Raw genomic sequence first — 17,576 nt, 5'->3', positions numbered from 1 at the left:
CGGAGCTCCTCGTGGTACGGGGGTGATGGGGGACTGCGGGGGGGAGGCGGGGCCTCTCAGCAGCGCATCACCACGCACCGGAGCGCGTCGTCGTCGCGCGGGGCGGGTACGGGGGCGGGCACGCGGGCCCGGCGGGGGCCGGCGGGCCGGGGCACGGGCACGGCGGGGCGCGGGCCCGTGCCGGCCCGCCGGGTCCGGCCGGGCAGTCCGGCCTCGGTGGCGGCCTGGTCGTGGGTCTCGCCGCCCGGGTCCGAGGCCGGGGCGGCGGCCGCGGCGCGCGTCTCGGCGACGGGGAGCGCGGCGGCGGCCCCGGTGCCGAGCAGCGCGGCGAGGACGAGGAGGAGCGCGATCCACCGGTGTCGGTCCCGGTCCGGGCGCGCCCGGTGCCCCGCCGGGGTGGCGGGCGCGGCGGGCGTCTGGCGCGCGGGGCTCACGGAGATCCGTACTGCCCCGCCGTACGAGGAGTACGGCGTCCCCGGTCCGAGATCCGCCCGGGCGGCCTACGCGCGGACCCCCGGATTCACCGCCCTGGCCGTCAGGCCGTGGCGCGCTGCTTGCGGGCCGCCATCCACGCGTACACGAGGACGCCCACGAAGAGGAAGAGGACGCCCTGGTAGACGGCGGCGTAGCCGGAGCCGGCGACGAGCCAGAGGGAGAAGCCGAAGGCGGCGAGGGCGAGGACGCCGTCGCGGGCGAGCCGGGCCCGGGACACCTTCTCGGACTGCCCGGAGAGCAGGAAGTAGATCTGGGCGGCGGTGGACAGCAGGTAGGGCACGGTGGCGGTGAAGGTGGTGACGAGGACGAGGATCTCGAAGACGCCCTTCGTGCCGGCGGTGTAGTTGTAGACCGTCAGGAACGAGGCGAGGACGACGGTGACGAGGACGCCGACGGTCGGCACGCCGCGCCGCTTGACGGTGAAGACCTTGGGGAAGAGTCCGTCGCGGGCGGCCGCGTAGGGGGCCTGGGCGCTGAGCAGGGTCCAGCCGTTGAGGGCGCCGAGCATGGAGACCATGGCCATGCAGGCGACGGCGGCGCCGCCCCAGGAGCCGCCGAACATGGCGTTCACGGCGTCGGAGAAGGGCGCGGTGGAGGCGACGAGCTTGTCGTGGGCGACGGTGCCGAAGACGGAGAGGGTGCCGAGCAGGTAGACCGCGGCGGCGCCGAGGGTGCCGAGGACGGTGGCGCGGCCGACGTTGCGGCGGGGGTCGCGGACCTCGCCGGCACTGACGGCGGCGGACTCGACGCCGAGGTAGCTGAAGAGCAGGATCGCGGCGGAGGCGGAGACCGCGCCGAGCGCGCTGCCCTCGCTCGGGTGGAAGGGCCCGAGGTTGGCGCTGTCGAAGAAGAACAGGCCGCCGACGGCGACCAGGATCAGCGGGACGAACTTGAGGACGGTCGCGACGAGCTGCACGGCGCCGACGTACCGGGTGCCGGCCAGGTTGGCGAGCGCGGGCAGCCACTGGAAGGCCAGGGCGGCGGCGATGGTGGCGGGCTTGGACGCGTGGACGGGCACGAGGACGTCGAGGTAGCCGACGGCGGCGACGGCGAGGGCGGCGTTGGAGACCCAGGCGGTGATCCAGTACGACCAGGCGGCGAGGAAGCCGGCGAAGTCGCCGAAGGCGGCGCGGGCGTACACGTAGGGTCCGCCGGTCTGCGGCAGGCGGTGGGCGAGCCGGCCGAAGACGAGGGCGAGGGCGATCGCGCCGAGGGTGAGGACGCCGAAGGCGACGAGGCTGAGGGTGCCGTACGGGGCGACGGAGGCCGGCAGCAGGAAGATGCCGCCGCCGATGATGTTGCCCATGACCAGGGCGGTCGCGATGGGGAGTCCGAAGCGGCGGGCGTGCCGGGTGCCCTCCTCCGGCCGGGGGCCCTCCTCGTGCCGGGCGCCCTCCTCCGGCCGGGTGCTCTCGTGCTGTGCCGTGTCCCGCTGTGGAGTTGTGGTGGCCGTGCTCATGGGGTGGTGCGCCTTCCGTCGTGCAAATCCGGACCATCGTCCGGTAACGGCGAACAGGCGTCCAAATCAGCGGTTTTTGTCCTGCGTGACCGGGTCATCAACCGGAAGAAGTGATTCCGATGCGCCCGTGGACGAGGAAATCTCCCGGGGCCCCAGCGGCACCTGGGGACCCGAGGACTCGCGCAGCCAGCGCCGCAGCACCCGGTGCACCTGCTCCGCCCCCACCAGCTCCTCCCCCTCCCCCACCGGCGGCGAGAGGTCCGGCGGCGAGAGCAGGAAGGCGTGCGACTGCTCGCCGCCGAGACCGCCGTGCGAGCCGATCTGCTCCTCGAAGGCGTGCACGCTGCCCGTCGCCGGGTCGTACATGGAGTTGACCATGATGTCCGCGACGTGCGGGAAGCCGTCCGTGCGCCGCACCGCCCGCGCCGCGCCCCGCCCGAAGACGGCGAGCGGCCCGTCGTCCGCGAGCTCGGCGACCGGCACCTCCACCCCGTCGCGGGCGAGCACCACCGAACCGTGCTCGGCGCTCGCCACGAGCACGAAACCGACTCCCGGATGGTGCGCCAGGGTCCGCAGCAGCGCCGGATGGCGGCGGTCGATCTCCTCCCGGGTCATCCGGTGCGGCACATCGGGGAAGGAGACCAGACCGAGGTTCCCCGAGGCGAGGACCACCGGCTCGGAGAGCCGGGCGGGCAGCTCCCGCGCCGTCTCGCCGTTCTCGTCCACCGGCCGGTGCAGGGCGCTGCGCAGCGCGTCCCTGGCCGCGTCCCGCGCCTCCGAAGCTCCCCCGGACTCCGTCCGGGGGTGCCCCCACCGGGTCCGCCGCACCCGGCGCGGCACCGGGAGCCCGCACCCGGCCCGTACGAGTTCCTTGAGCGTCAGACCGTACGCCGACGCGAAGGTCTCGCCCGGGGACTGCCCGTGGTCGGAGAGGAGGACGATCCGGTACGGGCGCGGGGCGTGCTCGGCGACGGTCTCGATGAGCGCGATCGCCCGGTCGAGGCGCTTCAGGACCTGGTCCGTGTCGCGGCCGTGCGGTCCCGAGTGGTGCGCCACCTCGTCGTACGCGACGAGATCGGCGTAGACCGCGGTCCGGCCGGCCAGCATGTCCCCCATCACGGCGGAGACCACGACGTCCCGCTCGACGACCGTCGCGAAGGCCCGGACGAAGGGGTACGTGCCGCCGCGCGAGACCCTCGGGGTCTCCCGGCGCAGCCGTGCCCGCGTCGACTGGTACATCTCCCGGACGCACTCGGTGACGAGCGATCCGGCGGTGCGGACGGCGTTGGCCGGGTCGGAGAAGTACGCGAAGTAGCCGGCCCGGGAGCGGTTGCGGCGGCCCCGGCGGGCCGCCATCGACAGGACGAGGGCGAGCTGGTCGGCGCCGCCGCTGAAGAGGTTGCCCCGGGAGGCCCCGTCGACGGTGAGCAGACCGGCGTCCCCGGTGCGGCGCACGGCCCGCCGCTGGAGCTCGACCGCGCTCGCCGGGCGGTTCGACACCATGAGCCGGCCGGTGTCCTTCTCGTACCAGCGGAAGGCGGGCACGTCCTCGTTGGAGCCGTGCAGGATGCCGAGCTGGCTGGCGCCGGTCTGGCTGGACCAGTCGGTGCGCCAGGGGGTGAGCCGGTGGCCGGCGTCCAGCCAGCCCGCGACGGTCGGCATGAGGCCGTCGGCGACGGCGCCGCGCAGCACGTGGTGGCCGACGCCGTCGAGCTGGAGGAAGACCGTGCCGGGCACCGCCCCCGCCAGGTCGACCGGGTCACGGGGGCGGGTGCGGCCGGTGAGCCGGTAGAGCCGGCGCCGGTAGGCGTCGTCGTCGCGGACGGCGAGGGCCGTGGAGGTGCCGGAGGCGACGGCGGACATGACGGCGGCGACCACGACGGCGGTCTCGGGGTCGGCGGCGCCGCGCCCGTCGGGGATCAGCCACAGCGCGACGAGCAGCAGCGAGCCGTTGAGGAAGAAGACGAGCAGGCCGAGGACGAGTGCCGGGACGAGCAGCAGGGCCCGCACGATCACCGGCCAGACGAGCGCGCCGAGCAGACCGAAGGCGCCCGCGGCCGTGGCGGCGGTGAGGGCGGTTCGCGTGAAGCTGTCGCCGTCGGCGGACTGGAGCTGGAAGTCGGGGAGCAGCCCGGCGAGGACGAGCATCGTGAGCGTGGACACCGCCCACACCGCGACCATCCGCCACACCGCTCTGCCCGCGGACCGCCAGCGGTCGGCGCCACCCCATCGCCCGTCACCCACGCCCGCTTCACCTTTCGCCCGTTTCCTGCCTCAAGCGTGGCACAACGGCCGCGATCGGGCGGGCGGGAAGGGCGTGGGGCGTACGGGCGGGGCCCCGGGAGCCGTCGGTGGCGACGGAGCCTCAGGAGCCGTCGTACCCGGCGGTGGGCATCGACAGCCGCCGGTGCACCCCGGCCTTCGCCGCCGTGTCGTACGGGGGTTCGTCAAGTCCGACGGTCTCCACCCGCACACCGCGCCGCTCGCACTCGGCGCGGAAGCCGGGCACCGAGGTCAGCGCGCGGGCGAGGACCCGCTCGCTGGGGGCCACGAAGAGGTCCACCGTCCCGGCCTCCACGTCGGCCCAGAGCTCCGCGTGGTCCGGGCGGATTCCGTAACAGAACAGCTGGCGGGCGAGCACGTACCCCTTGTCGTCCGCCCAGCGGGCGCACACCGCGTGCTGGCCGCGCGTGTCGACAAGGAAGGGGTCGCTGTCCAGCTCTTCGAGCGGGGTGAGGCTGGCGATCGCCGCCACCCGAACGTCGTCCATGGGCCGACCCTACTGCCGGAAGGTGATGCCCGAACATCCTCCGGAGCATGCTCCGGACATTTACTCTCGTTACGGAACGAGCACGGACGACGCGGAGCAGAAGGGCGGCATGCCGGTGGAGGTCACCTGGTGGGGTCACGCGACCTGCACGGTCGAGGACTCCGGGGTCCGGTTCCTCACCGATCCGCTGTTCGCGCGGCGGCTCGCCCATCTGCGCCGGCGGCGCGGCGCCCTGCCGCCGCCCGAGGCCGCCCGGGCCGAGGCCGTCCTCGTCTCGCACCTGCACGCCGACCACCTCCATCTCTCCTCCCTCGCGCAGCTCCCGCCGGGGACGCGGATCCTCGTGCCGCGCGGCGCGCCCGCCGCCGTACCGGGTCTTCGCCGGCTCGACCGGCACGGGCTGCGGCTGACCGAGGTGGAGCCGGGCGACGCGGTGACGGTGGAGGGCGTGACCGTACGGGCCGTGCCGGCGCTCCACGACGGGCGGCGGCTCCCGGTCGGGCCGCACCGCTCCCCCGCGCTCGGGTACGTCGTGGAGGGCGAGGCGCGGACGTACTTCGCCGGGGACACCGGTCTCTTCGACGGCATGGCGGACGCGGTGGGCCCGGTGGACGTGGCCCTGCTGCCGGTCGGCGGCTGGGGGCCGTTCCTCGGGCACGGTCATCTGGACGCGGGGCGGGCGGCCGAGGCGCTCGCCGCGCTCTCGCCGGCGGCGGCGGTGCCGGTGCACTTCGGCACGTACTGGCCGATCGGGCTCGACGGGGTGCGGCCGCACGAGTTCCACGCGCCGGGCGACGAGTTCGTCCGGCACGCGGCCCGGCTCGCGCCGAAGGTGGCGGTCCACCTCCTCGGCCACGGCGACCGGGTGCGGCCGGAGGTCGCGCGGTGACGGAGGAACCGCTGGAGGTCGCCCGGTGACGGAAGAACCGTTGGAGGTCGCCCGGTGATCGGTGGTCTCACCGGCATGGTCACGGCGGTGCGCGAGCTGCCGCCGGAGTCGACGCAGCAGGCGGTCGGCTATCCCTCGCTGTTCCTGCTCGTGGCGCTCGGCGCGCTGGTGCCGGTCGTGCCGACGGGCGCGATCGTCAGTTCGGCGGCGGTGGTCGCCTTCCACCAGTCCTCGCCGTTCTCGCTGCTCTTCGTCTTCCTGGTGTCGGCGCTCGCCGCGCTGCTCGGCGACACCGCGCTCTACTGGCTCGGGCAGCGCGGGGTCCGTTCCCGCAACGGCTCGCGGTGGCTCGCCGCCCTGCGGTCCCGGGTGACGCCGGACCGTCTCGCGCACGCGCAGGAACGGCTCGACACGCACCAGGTGTCGGTGCTCGTGCTGTCCCGGCTCGTGCCGGCCGGCCGGATCCCGGTGATGCTGGCGTGTCTGCTCGCCGGGATGCCGCTGCGCCGCTTCGTCCGGGGGGACGCGGCGGCGTGCCTGGCGTGGGCGGCGACGTACCAGCTGATCGGGATCCTGGGCGGCTCGCTCTTCCCCGAGCCCTGGCAGGGAGTGGTCGCGGCGGTGGGTCTGACGGTGCTGCTCAGCGCGGTCCCGGCGCTGTGGCGGCGGCTCCGCGGGACACCTCGGGAGGCGCCGTCAGGGAACGAGCACCCGTGAGGCGCCGACCGGCAGGTCCCACAGGTCCTCGCGGGACAGGCCGGCCTTCTCCCAGGCGGCCCTGACCCGGGTGAGGGGTTCGAGGACCGGCTCGGAGGAGAGCACGAACGTGGCCCAGTGCATGGGCGCCATCCGCCGCGCGCCGAGGTCCTGGTGGGCGCGGACCGCCTCCTCGGGGTCGGTGTGGACGTCGCTGAGCCACCAGCGGGGGTCGTACGCGCCGATCGGGAGCAGCGCCAGGTCGATGCCGGGGTAGCGGCGGCCGATCTCGGCGAACCAGTGGCCGTATCCGCTGTCCCCGGCGAAGTGGACGCGGCGCCCTGCCCGGTCGGTGAGCACCCAGCCGCCCCACAGGGAGCGGCAGGTGTCCAGGAGGGTGCGCTTGGACCAGTGGTGCGCGGGGACGAAGTCGAAGCGGACGCCGTCGAGTTCGGCGGCCTCCCACCAGTCGAGCTCGGTGACGCGGCTGAACCGGCGGCGGGTGAACCAGCGGCCGAGTCCGGCCGGGACGAAGAGCGGGGTGTGCCGGGGCAGCCGTTTGAGGGTGGGGCCGTCGAGGTGGTCGAAGTGGTTGTGGCTGATGACCACGGCGTCGACGGGCGGCAGGTCCTCCCAGCGGACCCCGACGGGGGTGAGCCGGGCCGGTGTGCCGAAGATGCGGCGGGACCAGACGGGGTCGGTGAGGACGGTGAGTCCGCCGACGCGCAGGATCCAGCTGGCGTGCCCGGCCCAGGTGACGGCGAGGGTCTCGGGTCCGGCGGGCGGCAGCGGGCCGGGCTCGAAGGGCAGCAGGGGGATGTCGCGGAGGCCCTCGGCGCGCGGGCGTACGGCTCCTTCGCGGGCGAGGCGGGCCAGGGCCCGGACGCCGGGGAGGGGTGCGGTGAGCCGGTCGGCGAAGGTGCGCGGCCAGTCCTGGCGCAGCCGTCCGAGGGGCTGGAGGACGGGCGTGGGCGCGGGGGCGGGGGGCGCGACCCGGCCGGGGTACGGGGCCTGTCCGGCCCGGGCGGGGGGTGCCGTCCGTTCGGTCATCTGCGGGCTCCGTTCCGCTCGTGCGCGACGCTGCGGGGAGGGGTCGTGGGACGGCGGCGAGGGAAAGCGTGCCTCTTCGCCGTCATCGGAGTTCCTCCAGGGCTCTCCCGAACTCCTCCAACGCCCGGGCCACATGGGGTAGTTCCACGGGTTCGGGCGCTCCGAGGGTCTCGGCGCGTTCCTCCTCGGTGCCGCCGAGGAACATGCCGGTGCCGAACCGGACGCGCAGGGCGCCGAGTTCGTCGCCGAAGCGGTGGCCGCCGGTCGCCGGGGCGCCGAGCCGCTCGGTGAGGTGGCTCTCCAGTTCCAGGGAGTCGGTGACGCCCCGGGCGGCGAGCCCGGCGCGCAGCGGGCCGAGGTCGGCGTAGAGGTGGCGGCCGGCCTGCGGGGGCCGGGCGAGGGCTCCGGCGTCGAGGACGGCGCGGTACGCGGCCGTGGCGAGCAGTCCGTGGACGGTGGCGGCGCGCCGGGCCCTCACGGCGACGTCCTCGGGTTCGTCGAGGGCGTGGGCCATGGCGGGGGCGACGGGCCCGGGGACGAGGGCGCCGACGGCGGTGAGCACGTCGAGGACGCGGGCCCTGGGGTCGGTCCAGCGGTCGGCGCGGGACGGGTCGGTGGGCGGGAAGCGGGCGACGGCACAGGGCCAGGCGGCGGGGGTGAGGGCGCCGCCGAGGTCGGTGAGGACGGTGACGTCGTCGGGGCACATCTCGGCGGGGCTGAGCAGCATGGTGTCGTGCGGGTGGTGGAGGGTGTCGCGCCAGGTCTCGTCGCTGATGACGTGGAGGCCCTCGGCGACGGCGGCCTCGCAGGCCTCGCGGACGAGTTCGGGCGGGGCGACGGTGGCGGTGGGGTCGTCGGCGACGGAGAGCAGCAGGACGCGGGGGTCGCCGCCCTCGGCGCGGATCCGCCGGACGGTCTCCAGGAGGGCGTACGGGTCGGGGACGCCGCCGGCCTCGGCGGGCGTGGGCACGTGGTAGGCGGGCCGGCCGAGGAGGCGGGCCTGCGGGGTCCACCAGGCGGGGCAGGGGCGGGGCAGCAGGAGGTCGCCGCCGTGGGCGGCGATCAGGGCGAGCAGGAGGGCGGGGGCGCCGGGGGCGGCGGCGACGTCCTCGGGGTGGGTGCGCAGGCCGCGGCGCCACCAGTAGCCGGCGGCGGCCTCGCGCAGGACGGGCCCGCCGCCGGGCGGCTCGGGGGTGGCGCGTCCGGCGGCCGCGGCGAGGAGCCCGGCGAGTCCGGGCAGGACGGGGAGGCCGCTGTCGGGTGCGGGTGGTCCGTAGCGCACCGGGCCGCGGCCTTCCGGAGCCGTCTGCCGCATGTCCCGTACCTCCTGAGCGCGCGGGGGCGCCGGGCAGGCACCCCCGGACCCTTTATACGGAGGTTCGGGCGTTTCCGCCCCTTCAGACGACGGTGACCGGGTGACGCACGACCGCGTTGAAGAGGTACCCCTGGGTGTTGTGGACGGCCCGCTCGGGCTGGGTGTTGCCGGCGGCGTCGGTGGTGCGGGAGAGCAGCGTGGCCGGTCCGGTGGTGTGCGGGCGCCACGGCACGCTCCAGCGGACCCAGCCGTCGCGGCGCGGGGTGTCGTGGAGGTGGGCGTGCCGCCAGTGGGTGCCGCCGTCGGTGGAGACCTCCACGGTCCGCACGGGCGCGAGGGCGGACCAGGCGCGGCCGGTGAGCCGGTGGAGGCGGCCGGCCTCCAGGGTGGCGCCGAAGGGCAGCTGGTAGGAGGACTTGAGGGTCTGGCGGGTGATCGGCGCGCTGCCGCCGGCGGGGTGGGCGTCGCCGAAGAGGCGGTACCAGGTGGTGGACCAGGGCGAGGTGAGCGGCTTGGTGGAGACCTCGATGTCGCCGAGCCACTTGATGGAGGCGATGCCGATCCAGGAGGGCACGACGAGCCGGACGGGGTGTCCGTGGTCGTACGGGAGGGGCTCGCCGTTCATCTCGTACGCCAGGATCACGTCGTCGAGGGCCTTGGCGACCGGCAGCGGGCGACGGACCCGGCCGTAGTCGGTGCCGCCGGAGACGTACGGGTCGTCCAGGCCGCGCGGCTGGACGTCGACGGCGTCGTGGGCGATCCCGGCGCGCCGGAGCACGTCGGCGAGGCGGACGCCGCGCCAGCGGGCGGCCCCGACGGCGCCGAGGGTCCAGGCGGTGCCGGTGACCGGCTCGCCCTGCTGGGTGGTGTAGAGGGTGCGGCCGTTTCCGGCGCATTCGATCAGGGCCGTCCGGGTGACGGAGGGCAGGTCGCGGAGCTGCCCGTAGGTGAAGGTGACGGGGGTGCGGCCGTGGAGTCCGTCGCCCCAGAGGGTCAGCCGCCAGTCGGAGGCGTCGAGGACGGGGGTGGAGGTGTGGTTGCGGACGAAGAAGCGGTCGGCGGGGGTGAGGAGGCCGGTGTCGGCGAAGGTCTCGTAGCGGGCCTCGGCATTGGTCCCGCGGACCGTGAAGTACTCCGGGGGAAGGGCTTTGACGATGCCGGGCGCGGAGCCCGGCACGAGGTTCGCGGGATCGGCGTACGCGGGGGCGGCGGCGAGCCCGCCGAGGGCGGAGACCGCCGGACCCGCTGCGAGCAGCTTCAGGAGGGAGCGGCGGGCGGGCGCGGGCGAGTGCGGCACGGGACTCCTCGGCACGTGGGAGAGACGGACCGCCGGGCGGCGGCGGGCCCACCCTAGGGGCGCGGGGGCGGCCGGGACGGTCCGTTCACGGGGCTGTCACACAAGGGTTGACCAGTCCGGAGGCCGGGCTGCCGGGGCGCGTTCGCCAGGTCGGCGGTCGGGGCGCCGGGGCTCGTTCGCCAGGTCGGCGGTCGGGGCGCCGGGGCTCGTTCGCCAGGTCGGCGGTCGGGGCGCCGGGTCCAGGGGAATGCGCCGGGCGCCGCCGGAATGCGGAGGCGGCCGAGGTGCGCGCGGGGCCAGAATGCCGCATGCCGATACGTGAAGCGCTTCCCGGGGACGCGGCGGCCCTCGCCGCCGTGCACGTCCTGTCCTGGCGGGCCGCCTACCGCGACCTGCTGCCCGGCCCGTACCTCGACGCCCTGGACGTCGGGGAGCGCGCCGCCGTCTGGCGCGCCCGTCTCACGGCCCCCGACCGGCCCACGGTGCTCGTGGCGACGGCGGACGACGGGCGGCTCGTCGCGTTCTCCTGCTTCCGGCCGTGGCCGGACGGGGAGTTCGCGCCGGGGAGCACGGCCGAGCTCGCGGCGCTGTACGCCCTGCCGGAGGTGTGGGGTACGGGCGTCGGGCGGGCGCTCCTCTCCGCGTCCACCGAGGCGCTCGTCGCGGCCGGGTTCCGGGCGGCGGCGCTGTGGGTGTTCGCGGGCAACGCGCGGGGCCGCGGGTTCTACGAGGCCGGGGGCTGGCGGCCGGACGGAACGGCGGTGCGGGAGGAGACGGGTGGCCGGGTCCTGGAGGAACTCCGCTACCGGCGGGAGCTGTTGACATGAGCGAGTGTCCATATCCCAAGACGCGGGTCTCATTATTCGGCCGCGGTGCGTACGGTGGAGACACGCACCCACACCGAGGGAGTCGCTTCGATGACGCACGCCTCCGCGCAGCCCGCGGCCCATGAGACCGCCGTCTACACGCACGGCCACCACGAGTCGGTCCTGCGCTCGCACAGCTGGCGGACCGCCGCCAACTCCGCCGCCTACCTGCTGCCCGAACTGCGCGCGGGCCTGGACGTCCTGGACGTGGGCTGCGGGCCCGGCACCATCACCGCCGACCTGGCCGCGCTGGTCGCGCCGGGCCGGGTGACCGCGGTCGACGCGGCCGAGGACGTGCTGGCCAAGGCCCGCGCCGTCGCGGCCGAACGCGGCCTGGAGAACGTCGAGTTCGCGGTCGCCGACGTCCACGCCCTGGACTTCCCCGACGACTCCTTCGACGTCGTCCACGCCCATCAGGTGCTGCAGCACGTCGGCGACCCGGTCCAGGCGCTGCGCGAGATGCGGCGCGTGTGCCGGCCCGGCGGGGTCGTCGCGGCCCGCGACAGCGACTACGGGGCCTTCGCCTGGTTCCCCGAGCGGCCCGCCCTGGACGGCTGGCTGGACCTGTACCACCGGGTCGCGCGCGCCAACGGCGGCGAACCGGACGCGGGACGGCGGCTGTTCTCCTGGGCCCGGCAGGCCGGCTTCACCGACGTCACGACGACGGCCGGCACCTGGTGCTTCGCCACCCCGGAGGAGCGGGACTGGTGGAGCGGTCTGTGGGCGGACCGTACGACCGCCTCCGGCTACGCCGACCTGGCCGTCACAGGCGGGCACGCGACCGCCGGCGAACTGGCGTCGATCGCGGAGGCCTGGCGGGAGTGGGGCAAGCAGGAGGACGCCTGGTTCATGGTCCCGCACGGCGAGATCGTGTGCCGGGTGTCCTGACCGGACCGGCGCGGGCCCGGCCGGCGTTCCCGGCGGGCCCACGCCGCACATCAGCTCGGGCGCATGCGGAACTCGTAGGCGTCCGGCAGGGGTTCGTCGGTGAGTTCCGCCCAGACCTCGCCGAGGATCTCCGCGCCCTCGCGCAGGTCCGCGACCTCGAAGCCCTCGTCGAAGACCGCGCGGGCCTCGGCCGGCCGGCCCTCGGCGAGCAGGATCCGGACCTCCAGCAGACGGAACGCGCCCCTCCCCCGCACCTCGTCCGGCAGCCGCGCCCACAGCTCCCGGGCCCTGGCGGCACGGCCCGTGGCGAGCAGCGCCGCCACGCCCTCGCGGCCGAGCGCCGCGGCCACCGCCACGCCGCCGTCCCGGCCCTCGTGGTCGGCGAAGGCCTCCGCGAACCGCTCGGCGGCCCGCTCCGGGTGACCGTCCTCCCGGTCGGCGACGGCCAGGCAGTACAGCAGCGGCCAGCGCACCTCGGCCCGGCGCAGTCCGCGCTCCCAGCTCCGTACCGCCTGGGCGCGGTCCCCGGCGTGCCACTGGGCGATGCCGAGGTGGTACTCGGTGGACGGGTCGGCCGGCGCGGTCTCCAGCATGTCCCGCCAGGGCGCGGCGACCAGCGGCGCGCCCGGCCCCGCGCCCTTCGCCGGGGGCGGCAGGACGCCGGTGCGCAGGAGTTCCCGCCAGGGTTCCTGGTCCGGGCCGAGCGTCGACTCGGGGAAGGGCGTACCGGGCAACACGTGTCCCCCGCGCAGGACTTCGAGCGCTCCCCAGCCCGAGCCGGCCGCGAGGACGGTCTCCGGCTCGGTGTCCGCCGCGCCCTCCCGCCAGGCGGTGTACGCGGCGTCGACGGCGGCGCGGGGCAGTGCCGTCTCCAGCCGGTGCTCGACGTCGGCGCGTGCGGCGGCCCAGTCGGCGCCGAGCGCCGCGGCGGGGTCGGCGGCGAGCGGTCCGTACGCCTCCAGCCAGCTGAACTCCGCCTCGCCCGCGAGCTCCAGGTGTTCCAGCTGGGTGCGGGCGAGTCCCGCCTGTATCTCGGCGTAGCCGGGGGTGCCGGGTTCGGTCAGCCACTCCTGCCAGCGCCTGCCGCCGCGCTCGGTGCCCCACAGGAAGAGCTTGCGGCCGCGCAGCACGTCGGTGGAGGTCTGGACGAGTCCGTGGCCGTCCGCGTCGAGGGCGGCGATCCAGCGGCGCTGCTCCTCGGGCAGGTCGTAGAAGAAGTCGGCTGCGTGGGCGCCGTTCAGCGGGTACGAGCGGTCGGTGCCGTCCTCGGTGACGGGCACGGGCAGGCGGTTCAGGCCGCGGTCGTAGCCGTGGTGCCAGGCCGCGTCGGCGGGGGCGAGGACCCTGCGCTCCTCGGGGACGGCGATGTTGGACCACCAGTAGGCGGGGGCGGTCCGCTCGTGGGGGTTGCGGATGCGGACGCCGACGTAGAGGAAGTCCGAGCCCTCCGGGAGCCACAGATCGACCTGGAACGGCAGGTCGCGCAGCCGCTCCCACTCCCACAGGCGGAGCATCGGACCGCCGTCGGGGGCGCGGACGGTCGCCGCGTGGAGGGGCGAGCAGGAGAGGGTGGTGTGGCCGGTCGCCCCGATGTTCCACTCGATGCCGCCGGAGAACCAGGCGCCGTTGAGGGCGAATGCGGCGGGCTGGAGGACGGGGTTGCGGTAGAGGAGTTCGCGTCCGGTGGGCTTGTGGTGCAGGGAGTGGACGCGGCCGCCGAGACCGGGCAGCACGGTCACCCGGAGCCGGTCGTTCTCGATCACGATCGTGTCGAGGTCCGCGGGGGTGCGCGCGCGGCCGTAGCCGTCGCGCACGGGGGCGGGGAGCAGGCTGCGCAGGGGCGCCCGTCCGATGCCCCGGGCCATGTCGCGCGGGAGCTCCGCGAGGGTCCGCGCGTCGACCGCGTGGGCCCCGGCGCCGGCGGGGGCCCGTAGTGCGGGGAGAGGGTTGTCCGGGCCCAACGGGGCCGCGGGCAGCGTCAGTACGGCACGTCGTACGGTCGTCATTGATCCATGGAACACGGCGGAGCCGGTCCTGACCAGGGGTTCTCCACGGTTCTCCGCGTCCGGCTGCGGCACGGGAGCCGGGCCCGGGCGCCCGGATATTCCGGGCGGCGACGGTGCCCGCGGCCGTAGGGTGACGGGTCGGAACCATGGCACAGGGGCACAGGGAGTACGAGGAATGGGCACGCAGCACACCTACCGGGTCATCGTGCGCGGCACGTTCGACGGTCTGTCGGAGGAGAGCCGGTCCCGGCTGCTCGCCGAGGTGGACGCGCACGGGCTGACGGCGATGCAGTTCACGGAGGAGGGCTCGCTGGCCTACGACCGGACCCTGAAGCACTTCTCGTACCGTCTGGTCGTCGTCTCGGACTCCGAGGACGGCGACGAGATGGCGGGCGCGATCGCCGAGGACCGGGTGGAGCGGGCGCTCGGGGAGCTGGGCCACGGGTACAAGGCGCTGCGGTCGACGGTGACGGACCTGGACACGATGAAGATCAACCGCAAGCGCTAGGCCGCCGTGATGGCCCAGCGTTCGTGGTCGCGCCAGGCGCCGTCGATGTGCAGCATCGCGGGCGAGAAGCCCTCCAGGCGGAAGCCGGCGCGGCGGACGAGGGCGCGGGAGGCGGTGTTGCGCGGCTGGATGTTCGCCTCCAGGCGGTGCAGCTCCAGGGGGCCGAAGGCGTGGGCCATGACCAGGCCGAGGGCCTCGGTGAGCAGTCCGCGTCCGGCGGCGTGCGCGAAGGCGCCGTAGCCGAGGGCGCCGCTGCGGAAGGCGCCGCGGACGATGTTGTTGATGTTGACGAAGCCGGCGATCCCGCCGGCTTCGGCGCGCTCGCAGACGAGGAAGCCGGCGCGGGCGGGGTCGCCGGCCAGGGCGCCCGCGTAGGTGGCGTACGCCTCGGGTGTGCACGGCGGGAAGAGCCAGGGGTGGTGGAGCTCCCGGCTCTCACGGGCACGGGCGGTGAACTCCTCGGCGTCGGCCGCGGAGAACGGGCGCAGGCCCACGCGGGGCCCGGCGGCGAGGTAGGAACCGGGGTCGTCGAACATACGGGCCAGGCTATGCGGCGGGGGCGGGACACGCCCCGTGGTGGGCATGCGTTCCGCCGGCGCCCACCCCGTTGTGGGGCGGCGTCAGCGCCGGGCGTCGCGGACGCGGGGCGGGCAGGTCTCGCCCTTCCGTACGACTCCGATCATGACGGTGGTGCGCCGGTCGAGGGCCGTGCCCGCCGCCGGGTACTGGGTGCAGACCTGCCAGCGCGGCGGCCACAGCACCCGCCGGTCGCGGCCGCTCACGTCGTGGACGTCGAGCCGGGTCCGGCGGGGCAGACGGGTGAAGACCCGCCACAGGCCCCGGCCGAGGAAGTCGGGCATCGGCCGTGTCCCGGCCTCGTCGTCGGGTGCGGCGGCCTCCTCCGCCGAGGAGGCGGCGAGGGCCGCGAGCGCGAGGACCGCGCCGCCGACGACGACGGCCGCCCGCCTCACTTCCGCCTCCGGGCCGCGACGTAGTAGCCGCAGGCGGCGCCGAGGAGTGCGGTCACGAGCAGGGCCACGTAGAGCGGCATGATGACTTCCGGGATCAGCAGGCGGATCTTCACCTCGCGGGTGTTCTCGAAGATGAAGACCAGGGTGAGGACCGCGACCGCGATCATCGCGATCCGGCCCGGGGTGAAGGCGCCGGCGAACCGGGACGAGGTGTCCCCGCCCGCTGTCCGTGGCGTCTGCTTCGGACTCATTGCCCGGCCCCTCTCCTCCGTCGTGCCGTCGGTCGTACCCGGCCACAGCCGTGGCACCAGAATGGGACGCGCGGCGCCCGCCCGTGACGGCGAGGAGAGCCGTACGGGTGACTTGTCAGACAACGTGGGCCGACTACCGTGGTGCGAAGACCGGCGGAGAACAGGCCGGGGACGAGACGAGGAGGGGCCGTGGCGGTCAGCGGACAGCGGCGGCGACCGGTCGTGGCGCTCTACGAGCGGATCGCGGACGCCGTCCACGACGGCACCTATCCGCCGGGCTCCACGCTCCCCTCCGAGCCGAAGCTCGCCGCCGAGCTGGGCGTCAGCCGGCCGGCCCTGCGCGAGGCCCTGCTGCTGCTCCAGGAGGACGGCGTCCTCACCGTGCGGCGCGGGGTGGGCCGCACCGTCAACGACCGTCCGCCCCGGCGGGGCTTCGAGCACGTCCAGCCCCTGGAGCAGCTGATCGGCGTGGGCACTCCGCTGCGGGTGCGGGCGCTGGTGCGGACCGTCGAGGAACCGACCGACTTCACCACCCAGCACCTGCTCGCGCCCGCCCGCGCCGAGCTGCGGTTCTGGGAGTCCGTCCTGACCGGGGAGGGCGCGGCGGCGGCGCTGAGCCACGAGTGGGCGGCGCCGGAGGAGCTGCTCGGCCGGGTGCACCCGGAGTTCGCACGGGCCCTGCGGGAGGCGGCGGCGGACACCGGGGGCGCGGTCTCGATGCTCGCGGTCCTGGTCGCGGCCTCTCGGGAGACGGCCCTGAGCGCGCACAGCGGGATCACGGCGACGCTGCTCGGGCGGCGGCGCGGGGAGCAGCTGGGCCGCCCTGCGGACACCCCTGCGGTCCTGGTCACCCAGGTGGTGCGGGTCGGTGAGACCCCGGTCCTCGCGGCCAAGCACATGCTCCCGACGGGCACGCCCGCGCTGCCGGTGCTGCAGTCGCACTGAGGCCGCGAGAAGGGGCCCGTGGGGGGCCTGCCGGGTCCGTCACAGCACCCGGCCCGGCCTTGGCGTACACTTCCCCGCCATGCACTTGTCTGACAACCCTGCCACGCCTGCCGCCGCCACCGTCTCCGAGTGGATCCGCCGGGCCCCCAAGGCCGTCCTCCACGACCACCTCGACGGCGGGCTGCGCCCCGCGACCATCGTCGAGCTGGCGCGGGAGTGCGGCTACACCGCGCTGCCGACCGAGGACCCGGCCGAGCTCGCGGTCTGGTTCCGGGACGCCGCCGACTCCGGTTCGCTGGAGCGCTACCTGGAGACCTTCGCGCACACCTGCGCGGTCATGCAGACCCGCGAGGCGCTCGCGCGCATCGCGGCCGAGTGCGCCGAGGACCTGGCGGCCGACGGTGTCGTCTACGCCGAGATCCGTTACGCCCCCGAGCAGCACCTGGAGGGCGGTCTCACCCTCGACGAGGTCGTCGAGGCGGTCAACGACGGCTTCCGCGAGGGCGAGCGCCGCACCGGCGGCCGGATCACCGTCCGCACCCTGCTCACCGGCATGCGGCACACCGACCGCTCCCTGGAGATCGCGCAGCTCACGGTCGCGCACCGCGACAACGGCGTGGCCGGCTTCGACATAGCGGGCGGCGAGATCGGCAACCCGCCGGCCCGCCACCTCGCCGCGTTCCAGCACCTGAAGCGGGAGAACTGCCACTACACGATCCACGCCGGCGAGGCCGTCGGCGCGGAGTCGATCCACGAGGCGGTGCAGGTCTGCGGCACCGAGCGGATCGGCCACGGCGTGCGGATCACGGACGACATCGCCGAGGACGGCACGCTGGGCCGGCTCGCCTCGTACGTCCGGGACAACCGCATCGCCCTGGAGGTCTGCCCGACGTCCAACCTGCAGACGGGCGCCGCGAAGGACTACGCCTCGCACCCGATCGACGAGCTGCGCCGCCTCGGCTTCCGGATCACGCTGAACACGGACAACCGGCTGGTCTCCGGCACCACCATGAGCGAGGAGTTCCAGCACATGGTGGACGCCTTCGGGTACGGCCCGGAGGTCTTCGAGGAGTTCACGGTCGCCGCCCTGGAGGCCGCGTTCCTGCCGCTGCCGGAGCGGCAGCGGCTCGTCGACGAGGTGGTCCGCCCGGGGTACGCGGCGCTGTAGGA

At 75.3% G+C, this 17,576-nt stretch carries 18 protein-coding genes; 7 read left to right on the top strand and 11 right to left on the bottom strand.

Annotation, left to right across the window (positions count from 1 at the left end; translation table 11 throughout):
• Positions 1–56: 56 nt before the first annotated feature.
• The 4 genes from AB5J54_RS32465 to AB5J54_RS32450 all read right to left on the bottom strand — a co-directional run bounded on the left by AB5J54_RS32465 (position 57) and on the right by AB5J54_RS32450 (position 4,724).
• Positions 57–434 (bottom strand): hypothetical protein, encoded by a 378-nt coding sequence (locus tag AB5J54_RS32465; RefSeq protein WP_369147473.1) that lies wholly within the window; start codon positions 432–434, stop codon positions 57–59.
• A 101-nt stretch (positions 435–535) separates the two neighbouring features.
• Positions 536–1,954, bottom strand: coding sequence for an amino acid permease (locus tag AB5J54_RS32460; protein ID WP_369147472.1), 1,419 nt, complete (start codon positions 1,952–1,954; stop codon positions 536–538).
• A gap of 66 nt (positions 1,955–2,020) precedes the next feature.
• Positions 2,021–4,135, bottom strand: a complete 2,115-nt coding sequence (locus tag AB5J54_RS32455) for a phage holin family protein (RefSeq protein ID WP_369149530.1) — start codon at positions 4,133–4,135, stop codon at positions 2,021–2,023.
• Between the two features lie 184 nt (positions 4,136–4,319).
• Entirely contained in the window at positions 4,320–4,724 is a 405-nt protein-coding gene (locus AB5J54_RS32450) for a hypothetical protein (RefSeq protein ID WP_365221420.1), read from the bottom strand.
• A gap of 109 nt (positions 4,725–4,833) precedes the next feature.
• Between AB5J54_RS32450 and AB5J54_RS32445 the strand changes: the two genes are divergently transcribed.
• Together AB5J54_RS32445 and AB5J54_RS32440 are read left to right on the top strand one after the other, a co-directional pair.
• Positions 4,834–5,613 carry an MBL fold metallo-hydrolase gene (locus tag AB5J54_RS32445; RefSeq protein WP_369147471.1) on the top strand — a complete coding sequence of 260 codons (780 nt, stop codon included), beginning with the start codon at positions 4,834–4,836 and terminating at the stop codon, positions 5,611–5,613.
• Positions 5,614–5,688: 75 nt separating this feature from the next.
• Complete coding sequence (locus tag AB5J54_RS32440; protein ID WP_369149528.1) at positions 5,689–6,330, top strand: DedA family protein; 642 nt, start codon at positions 5,689–5,691, stop codon at positions 6,328–6,330.
• On the opposite strand, the gene AB5J54_RS32435 is transcribed toward AB5J54_RS32440, so the two are convergent.
• From AB5J54_RS32435 to AB5J54_RS32425, 3 genes are all read right to left on the bottom strand, one after another.
• Entirely contained in the window at positions 6,310–7,359 is a 1,050-nt protein-coding gene (locus AB5J54_RS32435) for an MBL fold metallo-hydrolase (RefSeq protein ID WP_369147470.1), read from the bottom strand. The two genes, AB5J54_RS32440 and AB5J54_RS32435, sit on opposite strands and share 21 nt — an antisense overlap.
• Positions 7,360–7,441: 82 nt before the next feature.
• Positions 7,442–8,674 (bottom strand): aminotransferase class I/II-fold pyridoxal phosphate-dependent enzyme, encoded by a 1,233-nt coding sequence (locus tag AB5J54_RS32430; protein ID WP_369147469.1) that lies wholly within the window; start codon positions 8,672–8,674, stop codon positions 7,442–7,444.
• Between the two features lie 82 nt (positions 8,675–8,756).
• Positions 8,757–9,971: a sulfite oxidase gene (locus AB5J54_RS32425; protein ID WP_369147468.1), complete on the bottom strand. Its 1,215-nt coding sequence runs from the start codon at positions 9,969–9,971 to the stop codon at positions 8,757–8,759.
• A 308-nt stretch (positions 9,972–10,279) separates the two neighbouring features.
• On the opposite strand from AB5J54_RS32425, the gene AB5J54_RS32420 reads away from it, so the two are divergent.
• Together AB5J54_RS32420 and AB5J54_RS32415 are read left to right on the top strand one after the other, a co-directional pair.
• Positions 10,280–10,798: an N-acetyltransferase family protein gene (locus AB5J54_RS32420; protein WP_369147467.1), complete on the top strand. Its 519-nt coding sequence runs from the start codon at positions 10,280–10,282 to the stop codon at positions 10,796–10,798.
• A 90-nt stretch (positions 10,799–10,888) separates the two neighbouring features.
• The gene (locus AB5J54_RS32415) at positions 10,889–11,725 is read left to right on the top strand and encodes a methyltransferase domain-containing protein (protein ID WP_369147466.1); all 837 of its coding nucleotides are present in this window, start codon (positions 10,889–10,891) and stop codon (positions 11,723–11,725) included.
• Positions 11,726–11,775: 50 nt separating this feature from the next.
• Here AB5J54_RS32415 and AB5J54_RS32410 read toward each other — a convergent pair whose 3' ends face one another.
• Positions 11,776–13,731, bottom strand: a complete 1,956-nt coding sequence (locus AB5J54_RS32410; protein ID WP_369147465.1) for a DUF5107 domain-containing protein — start codon at positions 13,729–13,731, stop codon at positions 11,776–11,778.
• Between the two features lie 175 nt (positions 13,732–13,906).
• Between AB5J54_RS32410 and AB5J54_RS32405 the strand changes: the two genes are divergently transcribed.
• Complete coding sequence (locus tag AB5J54_RS32405; protein WP_369147464.1) at positions 13,907–14,239, top strand: DUF6204 family protein; 333 nt, start codon at positions 13,907–13,909, stop codon at positions 14,237–14,239.
• On the opposite strand, the gene AB5J54_RS32400 is transcribed toward AB5J54_RS32405, so the two are convergent.
• The 3 genes from AB5J54_RS32400 to AB5J54_RS32390 all read right to left on the bottom strand — a co-directional run bounded on the left by AB5J54_RS32400 (position 14,236) and on the right by AB5J54_RS32390 (position 15,461).
• Positions 14,236–14,775: a GNAT family N-acetyltransferase gene (locus tag AB5J54_RS32400; RefSeq protein ID WP_369147463.1), complete on the bottom strand. Its 540-nt coding sequence runs from the start codon at positions 14,773–14,775 to the stop codon at positions 14,236–14,238. The genes AB5J54_RS32405 and AB5J54_RS32400 overlap by 4 nt on opposite strands.
• An 84-nt stretch (positions 14,776–14,859) precedes the next feature.
• Entirely contained in the window at positions 14,860–15,210 is a 351-nt protein-coding gene (locus tag AB5J54_RS32395; protein ID WP_369147462.1) for a hypothetical protein, read from the bottom strand.
• Positions 15,207–15,461, bottom strand: a complete 255-nt coding sequence (locus AB5J54_RS32390; protein ID WP_369147461.1) for a DUF1049 domain-containing protein — start codon at positions 15,459–15,461, stop codon at positions 15,207–15,209. The genes AB5J54_RS32395 and AB5J54_RS32390 overlap by 4 nt, the downstream gene beginning before the upstream one ends.
• Positions 15,462–15,650: 189 nt before the next feature.
• On the opposite strand from AB5J54_RS32390, the gene AB5J54_RS32385 reads away from it, so the two are divergent.
• Positions 15,651–16,406 (top strand): GntR family transcriptional regulator, encoded by a 756-nt coding sequence (locus AB5J54_RS32385; protein ID WP_369147460.1) that lies wholly within the window; start codon positions 15,651–15,653, stop codon positions 16,404–16,406.
• 79 nt (positions 16,407–16,485) lie between these two features.
• Positions 16,486–17,574 carry an adenosine deaminase gene (locus AB5J54_RS32380; protein ID WP_369147459.1) on the top strand — a complete coding sequence of 363 codons (1,089 nt, stop codon included), beginning with the start codon at positions 16,486–16,488 and terminating at the stop codon, positions 17,572–17,574.
• The last annotated feature ends 2 nt before the right edge of the window (positions 17,575–17,576 follow it).

Source organism: Streptomyces sp. R44, from assembly GCF_041053105.1.
GTDB lineage: Bacteria > Actinomycetota > Actinomycetes > Streptomycetales > Streptomycetaceae > Streptomyces.
The sequence above is the reverse complement of the archived record's forward strand: the minus strand, read 5'-3'. Positions and strand labels throughout refer to the sequence as shown.